Genomic DNA, 22,984 nt, shown 5'->3' with positions numbered 1-22,984 from the left:
ACGGAGGCCGGGGCCCCAACCTAGAGGGGGCGGACTGGGAACAGACCTTCGTTGAATGAAAGAGGAACTGCCGCATGGCACGTCTCGTAGGCGTCGACCTACCGCGCGATAAGCGTATGGAAATCGCGCTCACCTATATCTATGGCATTGGCCGGACCCGTTCCAAGGAGATCCTGGCCGCCACGGGCATCAGCCCCGAGCAGCGCAGCAAGGACCTGACCGATGATCAGGTGACTCAGCTGCGTGAATACATCGAAGCCTCTCTCAAGGTGGAGGGTGACCTGCGCCGCGAGGTCCAGGCCGACATCCGCCGCAAGATTGAGATCGGCTGCTACCAGGGCCTGCGCCACCGTCGCGGCCTGCCGGTGCGCGGTCAGCGGACCAAGACCAATGCGCGTACCCGCAAGGGCCCGAAGCGCACCATCGCCGGCAAGAAGAAGGCCAGGTAAAACCATGCCACCAGCAAAGAAGGGCGCTGCGGGCCCCAAGAAGGCGCAGAAGACCCGTCGCCGGGAAAAGAAGAACATCCCGCTCGGCGCCGCTCATATCAAGAGCACGTTCAACAACACGATCGTTTCGATCACCGACCCGCAGGGCAACGTGATCGCCTGGGCGTCGTCCGGTCACGTCGGCTTCAAGGGCTCGCGCAAGTCGACCCCGTTCGCCGCGCAGCTGGCTGCCGAGAACGCGGCTCGCAAGGCTCAGGAACACGGCGTCAAGAAGGTCGACGTGTTCGTCAAGGGTCCCGGCTCCGGCCGTGAGACCGCCATCCGTTCGCTGCAGGCCGCAGGCCTCGAAGTGGGCGCGATTTCCGATGTCACTCCACAGCCGCACAACGGTTGCCGTCCGCCCAAGCGGCGCCGGGTCTAAGGGAGGTTTGAACTAAATGGCTCGTTATACCGGACCCGTCACTCGCAAGTCCCGTCGTCTGGGCGTCGACCTCGTCGGTGGCTCCAGCGCGTACGAGAAGCGTCCTTACCCTCCCGGCCAGCATGGCCGCGCGCGGGTCAAGGAGAGCGAATACCGCACGCAGCTGCAGGAGAAGCAGAAGGCTCGCTTCACCTACGGCGTCATGGAGAAGCAGTTCCGTCGCTACTACGCCGAGGCCAACCGGCACTCCGGCAAGACCGGTGAGCAGCTGCTGCAGATCCTGGAGACCCGCCTCGACAACGTCGTGTACCGGGCCGGCCTGGCCCGTACCCGCCGGATGGCCCGCCAGCTGGTGAGCCACGGTCACTTCACCGTCAACAACGTGAAGGTGGACGTGCCCAGCTACCGGGTGTCGCAGTACGACATCATCGATGTCAAGGAAAAGTCGCTGAACACCTTGCCGTTCGAGGTCGCACGCGAGACCGCAGGCGACCGGCCCATCCCGGGCTGGCTGCAGGTCGTTGGGGAGCGCCAGCGCATCCTCGTGCACCAGCTCCCCGAGCGCGCGCAGATCGATGTGCCGCTCACCGAACAGCTGATCGTCGAGTTCTACTCGAAGTAATCGTCTGTAGCGATTCTGCTGCAGACCCACTTGACCGGCATCAAATAGCGGGTGCCGAGAAGGAGATAGAAAAAGAATGCTGATTTCTCAGCGACCCACCCTGTCCGAGGAGACGCTGGCCGAGAACCGGTCGCGCTTCGTCATCGAGCCCCTGGAGCCGGGATTCGGCTACACCCTGGGCAACTCGCTGCGGCGCACCCTGCTGTCGTCCATCCCGGGCGCGGCGGTCACCAGCATCCGGATCGACGGTGTGCTGCACGAGTTCACCACCGTTCCCGGGGTGAAGGAAGACGTCACCGACATCATCCTGAACCTCAAGAGCCTCGTGGTGTCTTCGGAAGAGGACGAGCCCGTCACGATGTACCTGCGCAAGCAGGGACCGGGCGCCGTCACCGCCGGTGACATCGTGCCGCCCGCCGGCGTGACCGTGCACAACCCCGATATGCACATCGCGACCCTGAACGACAAGGGCAAGCTGGAGATCGAGCTCGTCGTCGAGCGCGGTCGCGGTTACGTCCCGGCCGTGCAGAACAAGGCCTCGGGTGCTGAGATCGGCCGTATCCCCGTCGATTCCATCTACTCGCCGGTGCTCAAGGTCACGTACAACGTCGAGGCCACCCGCGTCGAGCAGCGCACCGACTTCGACAAGCTGGTGCTCGACGTGGAGACCAAGAACTCGATCACCCCGCGTGACGCGCTGGCCTCTGCCGGCAAGACGCTGGTTGAGCTGTTCGGACTGGCGCGTGAGCTCAACGTCGAGGCCGAGGGCATCGAGATCGGGCCGTCACCGGCCGAGGCAGACCACATCGCCTCGTTCGCGCTGCCCATCGAGGACCTGGACCTGACCGTCCGGTCGTACAACTGCCTCAAGCGCGAGGGTGTGCACACCGTCGGCGAGCTGGTTGCCCGTACCGAGTCGGATCTGCTGGACATCCGCAACTTCGGTCAGAAGTCCATCGACGAGGTGAAGATCAAGCTGCATCAGCTCGGCCTGTCGCTCAAGGACAGCCCGACCAGCTTCGATCCGTCCGAGGTCGCCGGATACGACGTTGCCACCGGCACGTGGTCCGACACCGGTTCGTACGACTTCGATGGCGATCAAGACTTCGCCGAAACCGAACAGCTCTAACACAATCCGTCCCGGCCCTACCTGATACGGGGGCCGGCCCCGAATAGGAGATAGTCAATGCCCAAGCCCAAGAAGGGTCAGCGGCTCGGTGGGTCGTCGTCACACCAGAAGGCGATCCTGGCCAACCTTGCCACCGCGCTGTTCGAGCACGGCCGGATCAAGACCACCGAGACCAAGGCCCGTGTGCTGCGGCCGTACGCCGAGAAGCTGATCACCCACGCCAAGAAGGGTGATCTGCACAACCGGCGCGAGGTGCTCAAGAAGATCCGCGACAAGGACGTCGTCCACGCCCTCTTCGACGAGATCGGTCCGTTCTACTCCGATCGCAACGGTGGCTACACCCGCATCATCAAGGTCGAGAACCGCAAGGGCGATAACGCGCCCATGGCGATCATCGAGCTGGTGAAGGAGAAGACGGTCACCTCCGAGGCTGACCGGGCTCGCCGGGTCGCTTCGACCAAGCAGGCTGAGGCTCCGGCCGCTGCTGAGGCTGACGAGACTCCCGCCGAGGAAGCCGTCGAGGTCGAGACCGACACTGCCGATGACGCGGCCGCCGAGGACGAAGGTGCGGCGGACGCCGCAACTGACACTGCCGAGGCTCCCGAAGCCGAGGACGCAGACAAGAAGGAGTGACCCTTTGGTCACCTCTGACAACCAGCCCGCTACCGGAGACGGTGGCGGGCTGGTTCGTTTACGGCTCGACATCGCCTACGACGGAACTAATTTCGCGGGCTGGGCGACTCAAGTCGGCCAGCGCACGGTCGCGGGGGTGCTGGGCGAGGCGTTCACGACCATCGTGGGCGAGCCGGTGTCGCTCTATGCCGCCGGACGCACGGACTCGGGTGTGCATGCGACAGGCCAGGTGGCGCATCTGGACATCCCACACGCCCGGCTCCCTGAGATTCTCGGTAGATCTCGCTCTGCGGATGCGCCCGAATTCGGCAGGCTGATCCGGCGGCTATCGCGCTTCCTGCCCAAAGATGTGCGCGTGCTTGACATCTGCCGCGCCCCGGCGCATTTCGACGCGCGGTTCTCCGCCTTGCGACGGCACTACGAGTACCGGATATCGACGGCACCGTTCGGGGTGCTGCCTCTTGCGCGGCATGAGGTTGTCGGATGGCACCGTCCACTGGACGTCGACGCTATAGCCGAGGCTTCGCGGAAATTGCTGGGGCTGAACGATTTTGCCGCATTCTGCCGTCATCGTGACGGTGCCACAACGATCCGTGAATTGCAGCGGTTCGACTGGGCGGTCGACGGGCATCAACTGGTCGCGCACGTGAGTGCCGACGCGTTCTGCTGGTCGATGGTGCGTTCGCTGGTGGGCGCGGTGCTGGTCGTCGGAGAGGGCAGGCGGCCGGTGCAGTGGTGTGCCGACTTGCTTAAAAAGGAAAGGCGTTCAAGCGATTTCGCGGCCGCACCGGCGCGTGGACTGACGCTGGTCGGTGTCGACTATCCGCCGGACGACGAGATGGCGGCACGCGTGTTGATCACCCGCGACATTCGAGTCCGGCAGGACTGACTACTCGGCGGACTCGGCTTCGCCGTGCCGGTTGAGTTTCGAGGCGACGAAGGCTGCGGCCTCAGCGGGTAGCCCGGTGCGTTCGTAGGAGGTGTGGGCATCCCAGCTGTTGTTGGGCCCGGCCATGCAGATCGGATCTCCTTGATTGCACAGATCGATTGCACGTGAACCAAATACGCCAGCGATGCCGCTGAGCGGGCCACCGGTTCGGTGGGTGGCATTGCCGAATGTCGCGATGGCGACGACGCGGTCGCCCACCGCGGCAGGCAGGGGGCGGTTGAACCCGATCCCCACGTTGGGAACGCCGATGATCGTGTCGATCACCTCGGCACCCATCGAGTACCCACCAATGACGAACTTGGTCCGCGGACAGTTGGCGGCCACCGATTGCAGGTGGTTGCTGAGATCATTGGCTCCGCCGCCAGCCGAGAAAATTCCTGCGTCGTAGTTGACGGGGTAGACGTTCAGACTGGCCCCGGTGGCCTGGATGCGGGGGGTCAGGGAGTCCACGAACTCGTCGCCGACCCGGCCCAACCCGACGGGCTCCTTACGTCCCCGTGCAAACGAGACGTCGACATCCGAACACGGATCTGCCGATGCTTGAGGTACCGCATAGACAAGTCCGACAACATTCACCGCTGACAGCGCGAACACCGTCAGGGCGACAAGATAACTCAGGACAACGCCGACCCTCGTGCCCCGCTGATGCGTGGTCACAGCACGATGCTACGGGTCAGCAAGTTCCCGCGCGCCGTTTCGTGGAGTGTGCTCGGCGCTAGAGCTTGCCCGCCACGAACGATGCGGCCTGCGAGGGCAGATTGGTCTGCTCGTAGGTCTGATGTGCGGTCCATGAGCGGCCGCCTTCCTGGCAGACGGGGTCGCCGGGATTGCACTGGTCGATCCACCGTCCGGCGAGGGGGCCGGTCATCCCGCCACCACGACGATCGATGTTCCCGAATGTCGCGATCCCCCTGATCCGGCCGCCGACGTCCGGCGGCGGGTTGTTGGCGACGTCATCTACGACGGTTGCGCCCATCGAATACCCGCCGATCACCAGCTTGGTATTGGGGCACGACGCCGCGACGTCACTGAGGTGGCCGCGCAGGTCGTCGGCGCCTTCCCCAGTGGAGAGCAGTCCGGCGCTGTAGTTCACGGGATAGACGTTCATGCTGCCGACCTTGGGGCCCAGAGCATCGACGAACGCCTGACCCACACGGCCCAGACCGTCTGGCTCGTCACGGCCGCGGGCGAACGAGACGTCCACGGCGGCGCATGGATCGGCGCTCGCGGGCGCCGGCTGCGAAATGGTCACCAGGCTGATGAACATGAGCAGGGCAGCGAGGACATATCCGGGCCTCCGGACGTGCGAGATTGCAGGTGAAACAGCACTGTGCGTCGTCACACGCGAATGCTACGGGTAAGTCAACCTGGTTGTCATGTCGGTGCGGTATGGGCCGCATCACCTGGGCGGAAGCGACGCCAGGAACTCGACCATCGCCGAGTTGATCGCGTCCGGCCGCTCCATTTGCACGAAGTGCCCGGCTCCCTCGACGATCAGAACTGACCTCAGACCGGGAACGAGATCGGCCATCGCCGTCATCGGGTCGCGACCGAGCATTTCCAGGACCGGATCGGCCGATCCCGCCATGAAGGCCACCGGTACGTCGATGGGTGTGTCGTGCAGGTGCTCGTTCTGGGCCCACACCAGATCCTCGGCCCGATACCAGTTGAGGCCGCCGGTGAATCCCGTGCGCGCGAATTCGGCCGCGTAATAGTCGAGATCTTGCTCGGACAGCCAATTCCACGGGAGGGGAGGGGGAGTCGGAAGTACGTCCAGGTAGCCATTGCGCTTGCCATCCACCTGCGCCGGGTGGTCCCAGCAATCCAGATAGCGGTTCGCGCCGCTGAGGGCGTGGAACAGCTTGGTCAGGAAAGCTTTTGGCTTCGGGTCCAACTCGGACTCTGCCACGCCCGGCTCCTGGAAATACTCCAGGTGCGTGAAGTGCTGAGAGGCAAGGTAGTTGAAGCCGACGCTCGGCTTGACCGGGAGTCGTCGGGTACGCGGCACCGACAGCTGCATCAGTGCGCGGACTCGGTCCCCGGCCCGGGCGGGCATGTCCCACACCAGATGTGCCCCGAAATCGTGCCCGCAGAACACCGCATCTCGCAGATCGAGGGCGTCCAAAAGTCCCACGAGGTCGTTGACGGTGGTGTCGCGGTCATAGGCCGTAGGGTCCCGAGGCGCCGTTGTGCGTCCGTATCCGCGCATATCGGGTGCGATGGCCCGATATCCGGCCGCGGCAAGTGCGGCCAGTTGGTGGCGCCAGGTGTACCAGAGCCCAGGAAAGCCGTGACACAGAACAACCGCCGGACCTTCACCCTGCTCGGCGACATGCATGTCGATCCCATTGACATGCAGCTGACGGTGGGTGATCTGGGAAACAGTCACCCAGGCGACGCTAGTTCACCCTGGCGGCCGCGAAGTCCGCAGCCTGGTTGATCAGTGCGGCAGGGTAGGAGGTGTGGGACTTCCAGGTGTCCTGGTTTCCGTCCATGCAGACCGGGTCGCCGTCGTTGCACAGATCCAGCACTCTGTCGCCGTACGCGCCGGCCAGATTCTGGATGGGGGCGAAGCGGTTGACGATGTTGCCGAATGTCACGATCGCGCGGATGTGGTCGCCGACCTCCGGTGGCACGGGGTTGTCGAAGGAGAAGAGGTTGCCGATCTGCACCGGGCCGGGCACTCCGAGAGCGGTGTCGACCACGCCCGCACCCAGCGAGTAGCCGCCGACGACGAGCTTGGTGTCGGGGCAGTTGTTGGCCGTCTGCTGCAGATGGGCGCTCAGGTCGTTGGCCCCACCGCCCACGTCGGTATTGGCGTCGTAGCGCACCGCGTAGACATTGAGGTTCTTGACACGATTGCGCAGCGCGCTGACGAATGCCTCGCCGATGTTGCCCAGTCCGGGCGGCTGGCTGCGGCCGCGGGCGAACGACACCTCGACATTGGGACAAGCCGCCGAAGCGGTAGCGGGGAGAATGACCGCGAGACCCGTAGTCAACATGATTGCCGCAACCGAAACAACCGCCGCACGAGCGGCGGCGGTAAGCAACTTACTGGCTGGGCGTGGATTCGGCTGTAGCGTCACACACTGAGGTTACGGATAATTCGCTGTCACTGCCATGTGATTTCAATCCCGCAGGTAAAGAAGCTGTGTGCCCGGCCGTGCTGGATTCGGGGTCTGCCGGAGTATCCGCACCCCGGTGTGCCAGAACCAGTCCCGCGAGAATGACCGCAGCTCCCGCGTACTGGATGGGTGCGATAGTTTCCCCGAGGAGCACCCATCCCGCGATCACCGCGCACAGCACCTCGGTGAGCGCGATCAAGGACGCGTAGCTCGGCCTGAGTCGGGCAATGGCGGCGATACCGGTGAGATAGGCGATCGCGGTGGTGACTACCCCGAGGATGAGGATGGGCACGTAAACCGGCGCATGCCAGCCCGCGACCTGCACAGCCTGGGTAGAGAAGGCCATCGGCATGATGCCGGTCAGCCCGAAGCCGCCCACCGCGATGGTTCCGACGAGCAGCCCGCTGGTAGTCAGGGTGATGGGTTGCAGCCCTTGTGCCTTGCCGCCCGCGCGGTGTGACGAGATGAAGTAGTACGCGGCGCAGACCGCCGCTCCCAGACCCCACAGCACCCCCACCGGCTCTACGCGGGATCCGCTGAAGATGTTGAGTACCAGCAGCATTCCTACTAGTGCTAGTGCCGCGCCAGCGAGTACACGGGCGTGTGGGCGTTGTCGTGTGGACAACCAGATCCAGGCGATCACCAGGATGGGGCTCAGGAACTCCAGGAGCATCGCCACACCGACCGACATGTGCCTGACCGCGCCGAAATAGCAGAATTGGGCGCCGGCGACGGGAATGATTCCGTAGAGCACAACGACTTTGGCGTGGCGCCGGGCCTCGGAGAACCACCCGGGGGCCGCGATGCAGGCCGCCACGACCATGACAGCGGCGCCGGTGGCCAGGCGTGCGGTGACGACCGCGGTCAATGACCAGCCGGCCGCCATGAGCGACTTGGCGAAGGGGCCGGAAAAGCCGAATGTGGCGGCCGAGGCGAGGGCGAGGGCTACACCGGCCCGGAAATTGGCCTTGTCGTTCACCGCACCTCCCGCATGTCATGAGTAAAATCGAATACGGTCATGACCGTATAAGTGAAGGATGTCAGGTGTCAAATGCTTTTCACTCATGACACGGAGCAAGGGCTGAAGTCGGCCGCTGAGCTGATCAACACCGCGCGCAACGACCGGGAGCTACTCCCGGATCCGGGCGCACTGCCGCCGCTTCTGGATCGGTACGGCTGGACGGGCAGACGGGACGGAGACGAGGCCGAATTGCGGGCCGTGAAGGCGCTACGGACTCGGTTGGGCGATATCTGGGGGCACATCAACGACGAGGAGTATGTGGTCCGGCAGGTCAACGCGTTGCTCGCCGATACCCACGCCTCGCCGTGGCTCACCCGACATGTCGAGGAGCCGGATTGGCATCTGCACATGGCCGCCAGTGATGCGCCGCTGGCGGACCGTCTCGGTGCCGAGACCGCCATGGTGTTCGCGGATCTGGTGCGCACCGGCGAGCAGCGGCGCCTGAAGACCTGCGCCGCCCCGGACTGCGATGCCGTCTTGGTTGACTTGTCGCGCAACAGGTCCCGGATGTTCTGTGACACCGGGAACTGCGGCAATCGGCAGCACGTGGCCGCCTATCGGGGGCGTATGCGCGACGAGCCCTAGTGGCGCGAAAGCGCTACTGCGCGAAGGCTTGTATCGGCCGGCCCAGGTATGCGAGCTCATCGCTGACCGTCACCAGGCGGACCTGGATGGTTTCAGCGCCGGCGGTCAGGAGGATGTGGTCGCCATAGCCGTTGGGCTGGTCGATGATGACATCCGGCCGGGCCGGAAGCGCGTCGTACTCGCTGCTGATGATGTGCACGGCCGTGCAGTTGCTGGGCAAAGCGGTCGGCTGCATCCCGTCCACCACCGCCAGCGTGCATCGGGGATCGATAAAGCCCGGGCCACTGGCGAATTGGATGCGATTGGCGTCGCCAATCGAGGTCACCATGACATCCCACATGTGGGGACGGTCGGTGTAGACCACCACGAGCGCGCCGATTGCCACCGACCTCAGCACCACCTGCTGGCATACGTAGAGTTCGGCGCGCACCACCACGGTATGAACGCCCAGCCCGGAGAGCCTTGCCGCGATCGCGCGGCCCGACATATCCGATCCGATCAGCTGCCCGCAGCCCGATGTCGGCAGATGAATGCCGTCGAGCTCCTCGTTGCTCATCTCGATGCTGCGGGTCAGATACTCCAACCCGATGGCGCCCACGGGAAGTCCGGCGAAGAATGCGTCGCGTTGGCTGCCGTTGAGCGAGGTCATTCCGGTGGAGTGGCGCACCGGGAGTTGTTCGTCGGTTGCCCAGCGGACCAGTGCGCCAACCGATGTGCGGCCCTTCGCGGCAGGGCGCAGCCGAACGGTCACCGTAGTTTCCAGCGTTGGCCGGGCCCACAGTCCCGTCAGGGTGGCATCGGTGATGTACCACGGATCAATTCCCATGGCGACGTTGTAGGAGTCGATCAGCATCAGCCCACTCCACTCCTCGTGCATGGGCGCGCCCGCGTACTGGCGAAGCATTTCGGCGCTGATCCGGTGAATCTGTCCGGCCTGCAGGATGGTGCTGGCGCAGTGGGCCGCCGCCAGTGCTCGCCGGACTCGTGCCGTGGCGATGACGGCGCATCTCTCCGCGCCGCGGCGGCCGCCCCCGCGCCGGAATACCGCGTCGACGTTCACGCCGGGATCGAACCTCAGTACCACCCAGACGGTGCGGATGGCGACGGCAGGCAGTGGGCCCACCAGTCGGTCGTATCCACCGCGCAGGACCGTCCCTTGTGCGGTGCGCTGGCCGTTGCTGATGACATCGATGCTTTCGAGCTCAATATCGTTTTGATGCATGCACTCCCGCAGCACGCGCAGCGGCACCAGGGAGTCGGTGGCGCAGTGATCCGGGGTGATGACCGCGGGATGGCGCTGGGTGGCACTGACTTCCAGCACTGTGATGAGTTTGCCGTTCTCCCAGCGGGTTCCGGTCCAGCTGTCCTGGCTGCTGGGGGTGTCGGCAATGCTGCCCGAGCTTCGGTAGGTGCGGCCCGTCAGATACTTGAATCCGGTAACCGCCCAATGCCTGACGGTCTGACCTCCCCATCGGCCGAGGACCAGTGCCAACGACACGATCGCGATCAGCAGTGCGGCCCACCACGGCCAGCCGAACAGCAAGGAGACCAGGACCGCGGCGAGAATCAGCAGCTGCGAGATCACCATGATCTGGATCGGCATCGTGGCCCGACGTACCTGTTCCGGAGCCGCCCCGCTCGAGGTCACCTTTCCCCCTTCTGTCCCGCCGTTGCGCCGCGCCAACCCGATTGGGGCACCGCGGCTGCCACCCGCAACCTATCGTGGTTGCCCAGTATTGCAATAGGCTGCGTGGCCGTGTGGCCCGTACGTAGGATCTAACAAGATCTGGGGGCCGGCCTGGTGGCATCACGAGGTCGTAGATCCGAGTTTCGCAGATTTCCCGGAGGGGGGACGATGGCGCGACAACCGACAACCCGGTTGCAGGTCAGCGGGTACCGGTTCCTCGTGCGGCGTATGGAGCACGCACTGGTTCGCCGTGACGTCCGAATGATCCACGACCCGATGCGGGCGCAGTCCAGTTCGCTCATGGTCGGCATCGTGCTGGCCACCGTGGTCGTTGCCGGCTGTGCGATCTTGGCGTTCTTTCGGCCCAACATGCCGCTGGGCGATCAGCCCATTGTCATGGCCAAGGACACCGGTGCCGTCTATGTCCGGATCCAGGACACACTTCATCCCGCACTCAATTTGGCGTCCGCGCGGTTGATCTCCGGAAACAACGAGAATCCCAAGCCGGTCAAGGACTCGGAGCTGGCCAAGGCGCGCCGCGGTCCGTTGGTCGGGATTCCCGGTGCGCCGGCGTCCATTCCGGCCCCGCTGACGGGTGACGACACGATCTGGACGGTGTGCGATATCGCGACGCCCCCGCCGAGCTCCACGGTCACCTCCACGGTGATCGCGGGCAAGGTGACCCTGGAGAACGGCAATCAGGAGATGCCGAAGGACAGGTATGCCCTGGTGACGGTGAACAGCCAGATGTATCTGCTCTATGACGGCAAGCGCGCGGCAGTCGACCTGGCGAACCCCGCGGTGACCCGCGCGCTGCGTCTCGAAGGTGTGACACCGCGGCCGATCTCGATGTCCGTGCTCAACGCCATTCCCGAGGTGCCGGCCATCGCTCCGCCGCCCATCCCGGACGCCGGAGGGCCCTCACCCATTACCACCGCGGGTGTTCGGGTGGGGTCGGTCATCAAGATGAGTCGGGCGGACTCTGCCGAGTACTACGTCGTGCTCTCCGGTGGAGTACAACGCGTCAATGAGGTCACCGCGGATCTGATCAGATTTTCCGATTCCCAGGGTGCGCAGGACATTGTCGCCGTCGCTCCCGATGTGATTTCGGGGCATCCCAGCCTCAACCCGCTTGCGGTGCAGACATTTCCGGATCGCGCGGGCAAGATCGTGGACGTCCCGGAGAAGTCGGTGCTGTGCAGCAGCTGGAAGCCCGGTCAGGAGAAGACGCAGGAGCACGCCACGACCAAGCTGTTGATGGGAAACTCGCTGCCGTTGAAGACCGATCAGGTGCCGGTGGTGCTGGCGCAGGCCGACAAGGAAGGCCCCAACGTCGACACCGCCTACATTCCGCCCGCGCGTAGCGCCTTCATCCGGTCCACCGGCCTGGGCGGGGATACCGGACGCGCCGAGTCTCTCTACCTCATCCTCGATACCGGCGTGCGCTTCGGCATCGGGAACCTGGAGGCCGCGAAATCCCTGGGGCTCACGGTTGAACCCGTTCCCGCACCGTGGCCGGTCGTTGGGCTGCTCCCGCCGGGGCCGCGGCTGAGCAAGGAAGACGCACTTGTCGTGCACGACGGAATGCCGCCTGACAAGACAGGTTTGGCGATCAATCCGTCAACATCGAGCACCGCGCCCGCGTAACAGTGCGCTGTCGGCGTTACTCGGTGGAGTTGTCCCGGCCTTGTCGCAGCTTGCGCACCGGCGCCAGCATCGCCAGCGCCGCGGCGAGAAATGCCGCGCAGACTGCTATTCCGATCAGCGCGACGCGTCGCGGCCGCGGGTCGGCGGGTGGCGGTGCGGGCGGCAGCTGCAGTTTTTTGGCCGCGTTGGCCCGGGCGAGATCACTCGTGGTGCCGAGGTCGTCGCTGACCGCGGCGAGTGCGTCCACCACGCCGTAGCCCAGATAGGGGTCCCAACCGCCCGGCGGGCGGTGCGCGGTGTTCTTGATGCGGTCCATCACCTCACGCGCGCTCAGCTGAGGGAAACGTGAACGCACCAGCGCGACAACGCCGCTGACAACCGGCGCAGAGAAGCTGGTGCCCTGAATGGGTACCGGACCCTGCTCGCCCATGTAGGCGTTGGTCAGCGCATCGCGGTTGGGGTCCAGGGAGACAATGTCTTCACCGGGAGCGGAGACATCGACCCACGGACCGCCGAGGCTGAACTTGGAGGGTTGGCCGTCCGGGCCGATCGAGCCCACCGTGAGGACGAGGTCGTTGTACCAAGCGGGACTTACCGTCTCCAGGACCGCATCCCAGTCCGGGGTGTTGGGTCGAGCCGGGTCCGGGGGTGGATTCTGGTTCTTGCACTGCCCGTCGCCGACATTGCCCGCGGCGACCACCACCACGACGTTTTTGACGTCCACGGCGTACTGCAGTGCGGCGCCCAACGGTCGATCGTCCAGGAATTGTTTGGCCGAGGCGCACGCCACCTCGGAAATGTTGATGACTGTCGCGCCGAGGTCCGCGGCGGTGCGCACCGCCATCGCCAGGGTGTCGACGTTTCCGACTCCGCTAATCTTGGAGGGGTCGTCTCTGTCGTTCCCGCCACCCTTGTTCTTCACCGCGAATTTCGCGCTGGATTGCCGAATGGTGATGAGGCTGACATCGGGTGCGATACCACTGAACGCGCTTGCCCCGGTGGGATCCGGTGCGGCCGCGATGATTCCGGCGACGATGGTGCCGTGCGCGTCACAGTCCTGAGTCCCGTTGCCGCCCTCGAAGACGTAGTCTCCGCCGGGGATGAGGGGTGGCAGCCGTGGACTGCGTGCCACGCCGGTGTCGATCACCGCGACCGTCTGGCCACCACCACGCGACAGCTGCCAGACCAACGGCAGATCCAGTCCGCGCTGCTGCGTGGGCACCTTGTTGAGGTCGCGCTTGGGATCGATGCCCGGGAATCGGCACAGTTCTTTCTGCTCCGTGGGTTCGATGGGAGCGGGAGGACGCGGGCCGGGGAGCATGCCCGGATCGACCGGAAGCGGAGCGAACGCGTGTGCCGTCGCGAGCAGGTGCATCGAACCGGTCGCCAGCTGTGAGGACATCGCCAACATCGCAACGGCTGCGGCGGTGGCGACACGGCTGCCCACGCCGAGGTTCATGGCAGGTTCAATCCCCGCACGGCGCTGTACACGCCACATACCCAGACGGCCACCGGAACGATCAGCGACAGCGCGATGTATTCGATGATCTCTACCGTGCGACGCGCGACAGGAGAGTACTTGCGCGCCGACACCAGGAAGCCGAGAGCGATGGCCGAACCGGCCGCGATCGCCATCAACGCGGTGGTGAACACGGCGGCCGTCGGGTACGCGATGGCGATGAACGCGAATCCCGCTACGGGAATGGCCAAGCCGCCCAGGTTGATCGCCACTGTTTGTGCGAGGTCGGCATGCGAGCGGGCTCGCAGCATCATCGCCAGCGCGATCAATCCGGCGAGCACCACACCACTGAATCGGTGTGCACCGGTGGGGTGATGGTCGCCCGCACCGGGGAAGGTCAGCGCCGCAAGCATGGCGCCCCCCGCGGTGACGGCGGATGTTCCGCACACCAGCCCGGTCAGCACGGCGTGCGCGCGCAGGGCCTTCTCGCGAAGGTCGGGGAGCGGCGGCAGCGCCGTGGCGTCCTCGACGTCGTCACCCTCGGTATCCAGTCCGTCCAGGCCCTCGATGGCTTCTATCGGTGCCGTTGAATGTTCGGGACGAGATGGTGCGCCCTGCGTGGGCACCGGGGGAAGGGGTAGTCGGGCGAGAGCCATTGCCACACGCGGTGAAAGGGCCACCGAGCAGATTCCGACCGCGCCGAGCACGGCCCCAAGGCTGTAGATCGGCGGGTCGAAAAGCACGTAACCCAGCGCCGCTGCGAACCCGAGTAATGATGCCGACGCGACCGCGACGAGCGACATCGTTCCGGTGCCGGTCGCGCGCATGGCGAGGATGGAGACGACCATCGCCACCATGAGTGCCAGCATCGCGTGGGGGGCGCCGTACTTTCCCGGCACGAACAGCGCTCCCGCCACCGCGGAGAAGCCGACGGCGCAATGGCTCAGCATCACGGAGGCGAGCGGATCGTCGTAGACCCTGTTCGCGAAGACCGCGGCAGTCATGGCCACCACGGCGATCGCGACGGCAATGATCGGAAGGAGCAGGCCGGGATTTATCGCACCGGCGCGTAACAGCGCCGTCGCGCCGAGTACCGCGGCCAGTCCGCACGCGGAAGCGCCGAGTATTCGAGCGGCGGTGCGGCTCCACGGATGTGCCGACACGGTCCGGAATGTGGACACGGCGAGAAAGACATCGTCGAACAGTGGGTCCGGTGCGGTGACATCGGACGCGGTGAGGACGAGCTGATCGCCGTCCCGAACCTCCAACTCCCCAAGGGTGCTGGACATCTGAAGCGGTGGCTGACCAGGCCGGGACAAACGCCAGTGCGTTTCCACGGCGTCCTCCGGGCTGGTCAGCTCGGGGACACCGACATGTTGGTTGATGATGTCGACGACCGAGCCGACCAAGAGGGCGAGCGGGACACTCGTCGGCAGCGCCAGGTCGACCTGAGTGCGGTCGGCCTGAATGGAAACGCGGCACAGTTCGAGAACCGCCGAACGTTGCTCGGCGCCCGACTGCGCATGTGTCATGCTGTGCCCCCTACCTGCCCCCACGGTCATTGATCTTTGCGCATGCACACTAGCCGAACGCGGCTGAGCGCCGCCAGCGGTTCGGTGCATCCGGGCGAACGTCAACCGCGCAACCAGCGGCTCCGGCGTCTTGTGAGCGAATTCGTTGCGGCACCGGATATAACGGCCCTATCCTGTAGCCCGCCGTGGGCTGGGCGGTAGCGTGGATGCGAAATAGCCACGAGATGTAGCGCGGGGGCAATCGGAGGGCTAGGTGAGCACGGGGTGAACACCACAATATTCATTCGTCGGCCTCGGCTTGCTGTGCCTCGGGTACCTGGTGGCGAGGTCAATGTGCAGCCACCGCCGGAGATTCCACGGCCGGTGCCGTCGCCGATCATCGCCAAGATCATGCCGCTGGTCATGGTGGTGGCAATGGTCGGCATGATCGCCTTTTTCGTCACGTCGGGCAGTCTGGGCGGCGGCGCGGGTGGCGGGATGATGCGCAGCCCGATGTTCATGCTGTTCCCGATCATGATGATGGTCTCGATGGTCAGCATGGTCTCCAACAGCGGCGGCAAGGGAGCCAAGACCAGCGAAATCAACGAGGACCGCAAGGATTACCTGCGGTACCTGGAAGTGGTGCGCAAGAACGTCACCGATACCGGCGGGGCTCAGCGCAAGGCACTGCTGTGGAACAACCCGGACCCGTCTGCGCTGTGGACGCTCGCCGGCGGCCGCCGGATGTGGGAGCGGCGTCCCGGTGACAGTGACTACTGCCATGTGCGCGTTGGGGTAGGGGATCAGCGTCTGGCCGCGCAGCTGGTGGCGCCCGAGATCGGTCCGGTCGAAGAATTGGAGCCGGTGGCCTCGGTGGCGCTGCGCCGGTTCGTGCGGACACACTCGCTGGTGCCTGAGCTGCCGATCGCGTTGAACCTGAGAGGTTTTGCGGCCGTCACCATTGACGGCTCACCCGAGGTGGCGCGAGGCATGTTGCGCGCCATGATTTGTCAGCTGGCGATGTTCCATGGGCCCGACCAATTCCTGGTCGCGGCAGTGGTCAATCGGCACGCGGCGCCGCACTGGGACTGGCTCAAATGGCTTCCGCACGCCCAGCATCCGACCGCGTTCGACGGTGTCGGCGCCAGCCGGCTGGTCTACCACTCGCTGGGTGAGGTCGAGGAGTCGTTGGCATCGCTCATCACTGAGCGTGAACGGTTCTCGCGGACCGCGCAGCCGTCTCCCGACCGACCGCAGATCCTCATCATTGTGGACAGCGGCACGCTGATCGGTTCCGAACGCCTCATCATCGATCACGGCATCGATTCGGTGACCCTCGTCGAGATCGGCACCCGGGTGGACCCGCTCGCGGCTCGCCGCGGTATGCAATTGGAGCTGACCGAACGCGGCCTCGGTGCCAAAGGCAATGTGGGGTCCGAGGTCTTCGCTCACCCCGACCACCTCACCATCACCGAGGCGATGGCGTGCGCCCGCCGCATGGCGCCCTATCGGGTACTCACCGGGGGTAGTGACGAGGTCCAGATCCAAACTGAGGTCAGCACGCGCTGGTCGGACATCGTGGGAATCGGCGATCCTGGGCTGCTTAACCCGGAAGTGGTGTGGCGCAACCGGGTTGGTCGCGACCGGCTGCGTGTGCCCATCGGGATCGCCGTCGATGGCACTCCCATGGAACTGGATATCAAGGAAGCCGCCGAGAACGGCATGGGACCGCACGGACTGTGCATCGGCGCTACCGGTTCGGGCAAATCGGAGTTCCTGCGCACCCTGACGTTGGGCATGATCGCCACGCACTCGCCGGATGCCTTGAATCTTGTGCTCGTCGACTTCAAGGGTGGTGCGACCTTCCTGGGACTCGACCGGGCGCAGCATGTCGCGGCGATCATCACCAACCTCGCCGAAGAGGCAAATCTGGTGTCCCGTATGAAGGACGCGCTGGCCGGTGAGATGAACCGGCGTCAGGAGCTGCTGCGCGCCGCGGGCAACTTCGCCAATGTCACCGAGTACGAGCGTGCCCGCGCCGCCGGTGCGTCTCTCGCCCCGCTGCCGGCACTCTTCATCATCGTCGACGAGTTCTCCGAACTGTTGAGCCAGCATCCGGATTTCGCCGAGCTGTTCGTGGCCATCGGCCGCCTGGGCCGGTCGCTGCACGTGCACTTGTTGCTTGCTTCGCAGCGACTGGACGAGGGCCGCCTGCGCGGGCTGGAATCGCACCTGTCCTATCGGCTGTGTCTGAAGACGTTCTCGGCCAACGAGTCCCGCGCCGCAATTGGTGTTCCGGACGCCTACCACCTGCCCAACACCCCAGGTTCGTGCTACCTCAAGGATGACTCGGGGGAGCTGACACGATTCCAGACCTCTTACGTGTCCGGTGCGTACGTGCCGTATGGGCCGGCACGCCGTGCCGTCTCCTCCGGGGGCACGGGTGCCGCGCCGCGGCTGTTCACCGCGGCACCGGTGGCGCTGCAAATGCGACCCACGGAGATCGTGGAAGACGACACTTCCGCCGCGCCTGACGGGCCTCTCGGACGGTCGGTCATCGACACGATCCTTGATCGCGTTGAAGGACATGGCAATCCGGCACACGAGGTGTGGCTGCCGCCGTTGGATGATTCGCCGACTCTCGGAGATCTGATTCCCCGGCATGGCCGTGCCGGTTTCGACGCGGTGGGCAGTTTGACCGTCCCGATCGGAATCGTGGACCGGCCCTATGAGCAACGGCGCGACCCGTACATCGTCGATCTGTCCGCCGCTGCGGGCAACGTCGCCATCGTCGGCGCACCCCAGTCCGGAAAGTCGATGGCGGTGCGCACCCTGGTGACGTCGCTTGCGGTGACGCACAGTCCCGCGCAGGTGCAGTTCTATTGCCTGGACTTCGGTGGTGGCACGCTCACCTCGCTGGCGCAACTACCGCATGTCGGTTCGGTGGCCAGCCGACTGGAGTCAGATCTGATCCGGCGCACGTTCGCCGAAATGCTGACGATTGTTAGGTCGCGCGAGAATGCCTTCCGCGCCTACGGGATTGACTCGATGGCCGAGTACCGGCGGCGCAAGGGTGCCGGTGACCCCCAGCTGGCGAGCGATCCATTCGGTGACGTGTTCTTCATCATCGATGGCTGGTCCACGGTCCGTCAGGAGTTCGAGGCGCTGGAGCCGCAGGTCACCGCACTGGCGGCACAGGGGCTCGGTTTCGGTGTGCACACGGTGGTGACGGCATCGCGCTGGGCCGAGATCCGGCCGGCCCTGAAGGACCAGATCGGCACGCGCGTCGAGCTTCGCCTCGGCGATCCGCTGGACTCGGACTTCGACCGCAAGCTGGCACAGCTTGTTCCGGATGGCAGGCCGGGCCGGGGTATCACCCGCGACCGCCGGCACATGCTCATCGGCCTGCCGCGCGTCGACAGCGTCTCGTCCAATCAGGATCTCGGTGAGGCAATCGGTGCTGCCGCCGCGAGCATGCGGCAGCGCAGCTCGGCGGAAGCTCCGCAGGTTCGCATGCTGCCACACAAGATCGATTACGCCGCGTTGGTGGCGCGGGCGCCGCAGAACGATCTGCCAAACCTGCGCATCCTCGTCGGCATCAACGAGACCGAGTTGGCCCCGACGTTCCTGGAATTCGGCGAGCAGCCGCACATGATGATTTTCGGCGACAGCGAGTGTGGCAAGACCGGTCTGCTGCGCACCATCTGCCGCGAGATTGTTCGCACCACGACTCCACAGCAGGCGCAGCTGTTCATCGTGGACTTCCGCCGTACCCTGCTCGGTGTCGTCGAGACGGAACACCTGGCCAAGTACGCGATGTCGAGCAACACCTTGGTGGATGAGGTGCCGGCCCTGATCGAGCTCCTCAAATCGCGGATGCCGGGACCCGATATCACGCAGCAAGAGTTGCGTGACAGGTCCTGGTGGTCCGGCCCGGAGATCTACATCTTGGTCGACGACTATGACCTGGTGGCCCTGGCGAGTGGAAATCCACTGCTGCCGCTCGCGGAGTACCTGCCGCACTCGAAGGACATCGGGCTGCATGTCGTCATCGCGCGCCGCACCAGCGGTGCCTCGAGGGCCATGTTCGAGCCGATGATGGCGCGCATGAAAGACCTCTCCTGCATCGGTTTGCAGATGAGCGGAAATAGGGACGAGGGTGTCCTGATCGGCACGGTTCGACCGAGCGAGCAGCCGCCGGGTCGCGGCACTCTGGTCATGCGCTCGGGCGGCCAACAACTGATCCAGGTTGCCTGGAGCGATCCGCAGTGATTCTGGATCGCGACCCGCAGACAGGGACGCGGGTAGCGATCGAAGTGACCGAGACCGCCGTCCGGGTACGAACCGACGACGGCATCCGTGAGGCCGGGCGTTCCGATGTTCGGTCGGCGGTTGCCGCACTCGACGACGAGGCGGCCCTGCTTCCGGGTCGTGTCGTCCCGTCCCGCGCACTCTGGGCCGCCCTGTTCGAGTCGTTGCTTACCGATCGGAACGCGCCGGTCCGCCTCGATTCCATGCTGCTGATCTACCCAACGACGTGGAGTGCCGGTCGGCGCACGTTGTTGTCGAATGCCGCGCGAATGATGGCGGCGACGCTGACCGTGCGCTCGCGCGCTTTCGCACTTGCCGAACGCGGTGTGCGCACCGATTTGTCGGGACGCTCGTTCGTGGTGGTCGAGGTGTCGCCGGGCGAGGTCGCCGTCACGGTGGTGGGACAGGGCTCCGCCGGTGAGCCGGCCTCGACGGTTCGTCATCTCGAAGAGCGGTCCTGGGAGAGCAAGTCGGCAGCAGATGTCGCGCGCGCGGTGGCGCGAGCCGTCGAGGAGGTGGTCCGCGGCGAACGGCCCGGAGTCGCGGCGATCCTTGTCGACTCGGCCGAAGGCGAAATGGGCGAGGCGATTGTCGATGCGGTCGATCGGATCGGCCTGACCCCCGGGGTGTCGCAGGTCGCCGACGATGCGGTCTTCCGCGATGTGGGCCAGGCTCCCCGCGTCTCGGCGTTCATCGAGGGGCCCGCTGACGAGCCCGCCGTGGCCAGACGGCCCGAATGGACACCCGCCTCATCATCCTCCAGATCGGTTCCACGACTTCCGGCATGGTGGCCGGTCGCCGCGATTGGTCTGGCGGCCGCGATCGTCGTGGCGGGTGTGGTGTTGACGGTGGCCTTCACCCGGGAACGACAACCGTCACCGACGACTCCCGCGGTGGCGACAGCACTGCTGGTGGAGGGGCGGGTGCAGTTCATGGTGCCCGCCGACTGGGCGGTACGGCGCATCCCCGCGGGCGGTGCTGGTTCGGCTCGGGTGGAGGTGATCTCGCCCAAGGATCCCGAGGTGGTCGTGCATGTGACCCAGGTGCGGGTGAAGTCGACCGAGACCTTGGCATCAACGGCCGAGACGCTCCGAGCCGCCATGGACAAGGAATCGCCGGGGGTATTCACGGACTTCACGGCCGACGATCGCACGATGGAGCGGCCGGCGGTCACCTACACCGAGGTGCGCGAGGGCCATGACGTCGCGTGGACCGTCCTTCTGGACGGCGACCTGCGGATAGGTGTTGGCTGTCAGTTCAAGAAGAATAACTATGCGACTGTCCAGCAGGCCTGCGAAATGGCTATTCGAACTGCTCATGCGGTGAAATCAGGTAGCTGACAAGATTGCTGAAAAAAACTTTGAAAAAGATGGAACCGATCTGACGATAGGGCCATCGTATCTAGTTGTAAGGACAAACCGGCCAGAAACCGGAAGTCACACCCGTGACTGGCCGGGCCTGGGGACAAGGGAGGACATGAAGTGGCTGTTTTTCAGAATGACCTGGCGTTGCTCGATTCCACGGGCAAGAAGATCGACGGCAAGTACCAGGAATTCACTGCGATGCAGTCCCAGCTGCGGGATCGCGTAGCGGTGGGTACCAGCACGTGGCAGGGTCAGGCGCGGCATGCCTTTGATGAGGCGATGGCTCGTTTCGATCAGGAGATGGGCGACATCCAGAAGGTGCTCTTGCAGATCCACGACACCATGGATTCGAACAAGCGCCGCATCCAGGAGATGGATGAGAGCCAGACCTTCTAGGCGTCTCGTAACAGTCATCGAAGACATCACATAGCAAAGGGGATTGACCATGCAGATTACTTACAACCACGGCGAGATCGATGCGCTGGTTGCCGATGTCAAGGGCATCATCAACAAGTTCCAGGCCGGCCTTGAGGAGCTGCAGCACGACATTCAGCCCCTCGTCCAGCAGGCCGAGGGCCAGGAAGCGACTGCGTACCAGGAGTACCAGAAGGCCTGGCACCAGTCCGCCCAGGACCTGAACCAGATCCTGACCCAGCTCAACTCCAAGGTTGACCAGGGTAACCAGGATGCGCAGCACACCGATCAGAGCGCTGCGGGCGCCTGGCACGGCTAAATCGCCGACGGTTTTTTCAAGACCCTGTGGGGCCTTGGTGGAGGAGAGCCACCAAGGCCCCACAGTTTTTGTACGAGTGCACGAAGGTTTGACGATAGGGCGGGGCCGACCGCGTTTTGACCTGCGGTGACGTGGCCCGGTAAGCTTCACCGCTGGCGTGCGGTATGTCATCGCACAGGAGGCTCGGGTCACCACTGGTCGCCGAGATCAACCTCCACCGTTCGCCACGACCAGCGCTCCGAACGGCACAAACCGTCCGGGGATTCACCCGAGTAGACAAGGAAAGACTGTGCCTACCTACACGCCGAAGGCGGGTGACATCACCACTAGCTGGTATGTCATCGATGCCACGGATGTAGTACTCGGCCGTCTTGCCGTTCAAGCAGCTACCCTGCTGCGCGGCAAGCACAAGCCGACCTACGCCCCCCATGCCGATGGTGGCGATTTCGTCGTCATCATCAATGCCGAGAAGATTGCCCTGAGCGGCAAGAAGCTCACCGACAAGTTCGCCTACCGTCACTCGGGTTACCCGGGCGGCCTGCGCAAGCGCAGCATCGGCGAGCAGCTGCAGAAGTTCCCCACCCGCACGGTGGAGAAGGCAATTATCGGCATGCTGCCCAAGACCAAGCTGGGCCACCAGATCGAGCGCAAGCTCAAGGTGTACGCCGGCCCGGAGCACCCGCACGGTGCGCAGCAGCCGATCCCGTTCGAGATTAAGCAGGTGGCTCAGTGACCGATATCGCTGAAGAGCAGACCCCAGAAGACAACGCGGAAACCACAGTGGAGGCGGTCGTCGAGGTCGTCGTCGAGGAAACTGCCGACGAGACAGCCGTCAAGGCCGCTCCTCGTAGCCCCATTGTGATTGACAAGCCCATTCAGACCGTTGGCCGCCGCAAGGAAGCCGTGGTCCGGGTGCGTCTCGTTCCCGGCACAGGCAAGTTCCACCTGGACGGTCGCACCCTGGAGGAGTACTTCCCGAACAAGGTGCACCAGCAGCTCATCAAGGCGCCGCTGGTTTCCGTCAACCGTGTGGACAGCGTGGACATCTTTGCTCACCTGACCGGTGGCGGCCCTTCGGGTCAGGCAGGCGCACTGCGTCTTGCCATCGCGCGTGCACTCATCATCGTGGAGCCCGAGGACCGTCCGGTGCTGAAGAAGGCCGGCTTCCTCACTCGTGACCCGCGTGCGATCGAGCGTAAGAAGTACGGTCTCAAGAAGGCCCGTAAGGCGCCTCAGTACTCAAAGCGCTGATCGATTCTGTTCGTCCGCGTATTGCGCCGGCACACACCTGTGTGTCGGCGCAATCGCGTTATTGGGCCAGTTTGGTGTGACTGGCTA

22 protein-coding genes are annotated in these 22,984 nt (G+C 64.9%); 14 read left to right on the top strand and 8 right to left on the bottom strand.

The window, feature by feature from the left end:
* Positions 1-74: 74 nt before the first annotated feature.
* The 6 genes from rpsM to truA all read left to right on the top strand — a co-directional run bounded on the left by rpsM (position 75) and on the right by truA (position 4,143).
* The gene (gene rpsM / locus DSM43276_RS17845; protein ID WP_030096736.1) at positions 75-449 is read left to right on the top strand and encodes a 30S ribosomal protein S13; all 375 of its coding nucleotides are present in this window, start codon (positions 75-77) and stop codon (positions 447-449) included.
* Between the two features lie 4 nt (positions 450-453).
* Entirely contained in the window at positions 454-870 is a 417-nt protein-coding gene (gene rpsK / locus DSM43276_RS17840; RefSeq protein ID WP_078308581.1) for a 30S ribosomal protein S11, read from the top strand.
* A 16-nt stretch (positions 871-886) separates the two neighbouring features.
* A complete protein-coding gene (gene rpsD / locus DSM43276_RS17835) occupies positions 887-1,492 on the top strand; it encodes a 30S ribosomal protein S4 (protein ID WP_078297681.1) in 606 nt (201 codons plus the stop codon).
* Positions 1,493-1,568: 76 nt separating this feature from the next.
* Entirely contained in the window at positions 1,569-2,621 is a 1,053-nt protein-coding gene (locus DSM43276_RS17830) for a DNA-directed RNA polymerase subunit alpha (protein WP_070909418.1), read from the top strand.
* Between the two features lie 57 nt (positions 2,622-2,678).
* On the top strand, positions 2,679-3,254 hold the full coding sequence (rplQ, locus tag DSM43276_RS17825; RefSeq protein WP_078323524.1) for a 50S ribosomal protein L17: 576 nt from the start codon (positions 2,679-2,681) through the stop codon (positions 3,252-3,254).
* Positions 3,255-3,258: 4 nt separating this feature from the next.
* Positions 3,259-4,143 carry a tRNA pseudouridine(38-40) synthase TruA gene (truA, locus tag DSM43276_RS17820; protein ID WP_078327734.1) on the top strand — a complete coding sequence of 295 codons (885 nt, stop codon included), beginning with the start codon at positions 3,259-3,261 and terminating at the stop codon, positions 4,141-4,143.
* Here truA and DSM43276_RS17815 read toward each other — a convergent pair whose 3' ends face one another.
* From DSM43276_RS17815 to DSM43276_RS17795, 5 genes are all read right to left on the bottom strand, one after another.
* Positions 4,144-4,860 (bottom strand): cutinase family protein, encoded by a 717-nt coding sequence (locus DSM43276_RS17815; RefSeq protein ID WP_078327733.1) that lies wholly within the window; start codon positions 4,858-4,860, stop codon positions 4,144-4,146.
* A 58-nt stretch (positions 4,861-4,918) separates the two neighbouring features.
* On the bottom strand, positions 4,919-5,470 hold the full coding sequence (locus DSM43276_RS17810) for a cutinase family protein (RefSeq protein WP_078327732.1): 552 nt from the start codon (positions 5,468-5,470) through the stop codon (positions 4,919-4,921).
* Positions 5,471-5,602: 132 nt separating this feature from the next.
* Positions 5,603-6,592, bottom strand: a complete 990-nt coding sequence (locus DSM43276_RS17805; RefSeq protein WP_078327731.1) for an alpha/beta fold hydrolase — start codon at positions 6,590-6,592, stop codon at positions 5,603-5,605.
* Between the two features lie 10 nt (positions 6,593-6,602).
* Complete coding sequence (locus DSM43276_RS17800; RefSeq protein WP_078323529.1) at positions 6,603-7,253, bottom strand: cutinase family protein; 651 nt, start codon at positions 7,251-7,253, stop codon at positions 6,603-6,605.
* Between the two features lies 1 nt (position 7,254).
* Positions 7,255-8,307 carry an EamA family transporter gene (locus DSM43276_RS17795; RefSeq protein WP_078327730.1) on the bottom strand — a complete coding sequence of 351 codons (1,053 nt, stop codon included), beginning with the start codon at positions 8,305-8,307 and terminating at the stop codon, positions 7,255-7,257.
* Between the two features lie 72 nt (positions 8,308-8,379).
* Between DSM43276_RS17795 and DSM43276_RS17790 the strand changes: the two genes are divergently transcribed.
* Positions 8,380-8,934: a CGNR zinc finger domain-containing protein gene (locus tag DSM43276_RS17790; RefSeq protein ID WP_078327729.1), complete on the top strand. Its 555-nt coding sequence runs from the start codon at positions 8,380-8,382 to the stop codon at positions 8,932-8,934.
* A 13-nt stretch (positions 8,935-8,947) separates the two neighbouring features.
* On the opposite strand, the gene eccE is transcribed toward DSM43276_RS17790, so the two are convergent.
* Positions 8,948-10,582 (bottom strand): type VII secretion protein EccE, encoded by a 1,635-nt coding sequence (eccE, locus tag DSM43276_RS17785; RefSeq protein WP_078327728.1) that lies wholly within the window; start codon positions 10,580-10,582, stop codon positions 8,948-8,950.
* Between the two features lie 207 nt (positions 10,583-10,789).
* Here eccE and eccB point away from each other — a divergent pair, with 207 nt between their 5' ends.
* The gene (gene eccB, locus DSM43276_RS17780) at positions 10,790-12,268 is read left to right on the top strand and encodes a type VII secretion protein EccB (protein WP_078327727.1); all 1,479 of its coding nucleotides are present in this window, start codon (positions 10,790-10,792) and stop codon (positions 12,266-12,268) included.
* A 16-nt stretch (positions 12,269-12,284) separates the two neighbouring features.
* Here eccB and mycP read toward each other — a convergent pair whose 3' ends face one another.
* Together mycP and eccD are read right to left on the bottom strand one after the other, a co-directional pair.
* Entirely contained in the window at positions 12,285-13,727 is a 1,443-nt protein-coding gene (gene mycP, locus DSM43276_RS17775) for a type VII secretion-associated serine protease mycosin (protein ID WP_078327726.1), read from the bottom strand.
* The gene (gene eccD, locus DSM43276_RS17770) at positions 13,724-15,259 is read right to left on the bottom strand and encodes a type VII secretion integral membrane protein EccD (RefSeq protein ID WP_078327725.1); all 1,536 of its coding nucleotides are present in this window, start codon (positions 15,257-15,259) and stop codon (positions 13,724-13,726) included. Before eccD ends, mycP begins: the two co-directional genes overlap by 4 nt.
* 264 nt (positions 15,260-15,523) lie before the next feature.
* Between eccD and eccCa the strand changes: the two genes are divergently transcribed.
* The 6 genes from eccCa (at position 15,524) to rpsI (ending at position 22,897) form a co-directional block, all read left to right on the top strand.
* Positions 15,524-19,510: a type VII secretion protein EccCa gene (gene eccCa, locus DSM43276_RS17765; RefSeq protein WP_078327724.1), complete on the top strand. Its 3,987-nt coding sequence runs from the start codon at positions 15,524-15,526 to the stop codon at positions 19,508-19,510.
* On the top strand, positions 19,507-20,889 hold the full coding sequence (locus DSM43276_RS17760; RefSeq protein WP_078327723.1) for a type VII secretion-associated protein: 1,383 nt from the start codon (positions 19,507-19,509) through the stop codon (positions 20,887-20,889). The genes eccCa and DSM43276_RS17760 overlap by 4 nt, the downstream gene beginning before the upstream one ends.
* A gap of 141 nt (positions 20,890-21,030) precedes the next feature.
* A complete protein-coding gene (locus tag DSM43276_RS17755) occupies positions 21,031-21,309 on the top strand; it encodes a WXG100 family type VII secretion target (RefSeq protein ID WP_078327722.1) in 279 nt (92 codons plus the stop codon).
* 49 nt (positions 21,310-21,358) lie between these two features.
* Complete coding sequence (locus DSM43276_RS17750; protein WP_078308596.1) at positions 21,359-21,646, top strand: WXG100 family type VII secretion target; 288 nt, start codon at positions 21,359-21,361, stop codon at positions 21,644-21,646.
* A 289-nt stretch (positions 21,647-21,935) separates the two neighbouring features.
* Positions 21,936-22,379, top strand: a complete 444-nt coding sequence (gene rplM / locus DSM43276_RS17745; protein ID WP_078323547.1) for a 50S ribosomal protein L13 — start codon at positions 21,936-21,938, stop codon at positions 22,377-22,379.
* Positions 22,376-22,897: a 30S ribosomal protein S9 gene (rpsI, locus tag DSM43276_RS17740; protein WP_078327721.1), complete on the top strand. Its 522-nt coding sequence runs from the start codon at positions 22,376-22,378 to the stop codon at positions 22,895-22,897. Before rplM ends, rpsI begins: the two co-directional genes overlap by 4 nt.
* The last annotated feature ends 87 nt before the right edge of the window (positions 22,898-22,984 follow it).

This window comes from Mycobacteroides salmoniphilum (assembly GCF_004924335.1).
In the GTDB taxonomy this organism is placed as follows: Bacteria; Actinomycetota; Actinomycetes; order Mycobacteriales; family Mycobacteriaceae; genus Mycobacterium; species Mycobacterium salmoniphilum.
This window is presented reverse-complemented; position numbering and strand designations above follow the sequence as displayed.

What these genes read in the sequence shown, in the direction of transcription:
- rpsM (WP_030096736.1), top strand. Translation starts at nt 75, where the DNA reads ATGGCACGTCTCGTAGGCGTCGACCTACCGCGCGATAAGCGTATGGAA.
- rpsK (WP_078308581.1), top strand. Translation starts at nt 454, where the DNA reads ATGCCACCAGCAAAGAAGGGCGCTGCGGGCCCCAAGAAGGCGCAGAAG.
- rpsD (WP_078297681.1), top strand. Translation starts at nt 887, where the DNA reads ATGGCTCGTTATACCGGACCCGTCACTCGCAAGTCCCGTCGTCTGGGC.
- DSM43276_RS17830 (WP_070909418.1), top strand. Translation starts at nt 1,569, where the DNA reads ATGCTGATTTCTCAGCGACCCACCCTGTCCGAGGAGACGCTGGCCGAG.
- rplQ (WP_078323524.1), top strand. Translation starts at nt 2,679, where the DNA reads ATGCCCAAGCCCAAGAAGGGTCAGCGGCTCGGTGGGTCGTCGTCACAC.
- DSM43276_RS17810 (WP_078327732.1), bottom strand. Translation starts at nt 5,470, where the DNA reads ATGTTCATCAGCCTGGTGACCATTTCGCAGCCGGCGCCCGCGAGCGCC.
- DSM43276_RS17790 (WP_078327729.1), top strand. Translation starts at nt 8,380, where the DNA reads ATGCTTTTCACTCATGACACGGAGCAAGGGCTGAAGTCGGCCGCTGAG.
- eccB (WP_078327727.1), top strand. Translation starts at nt 10,790, where the DNA reads ATGGCGCGACAACCGACAACCCGGTTGCAGGTCAGCGGGTACCGGTTC.
- mycP (WP_078327726.1), bottom strand. Translation starts at nt 13,727, where the DNA reads ATGAACCTCGGCGTGGGCAGCCGTGTCGCCACCGCCGCAGCCGTTGCG.
- eccD (WP_078327725.1), bottom strand. Translation starts at nt 15,259, where the DNA reads ATGACACATGCGCAGTCGGGCGCCGAGCAACGTTCGGCGGTTCTCGAA.
- DSM43276_RS17750 (WP_078308596.1), top strand. Translation starts at nt 21,359, where the DNA reads ATGCAGATTACTTACAACCACGGCGAGATCGATGCGCTGGTTGCCGAT.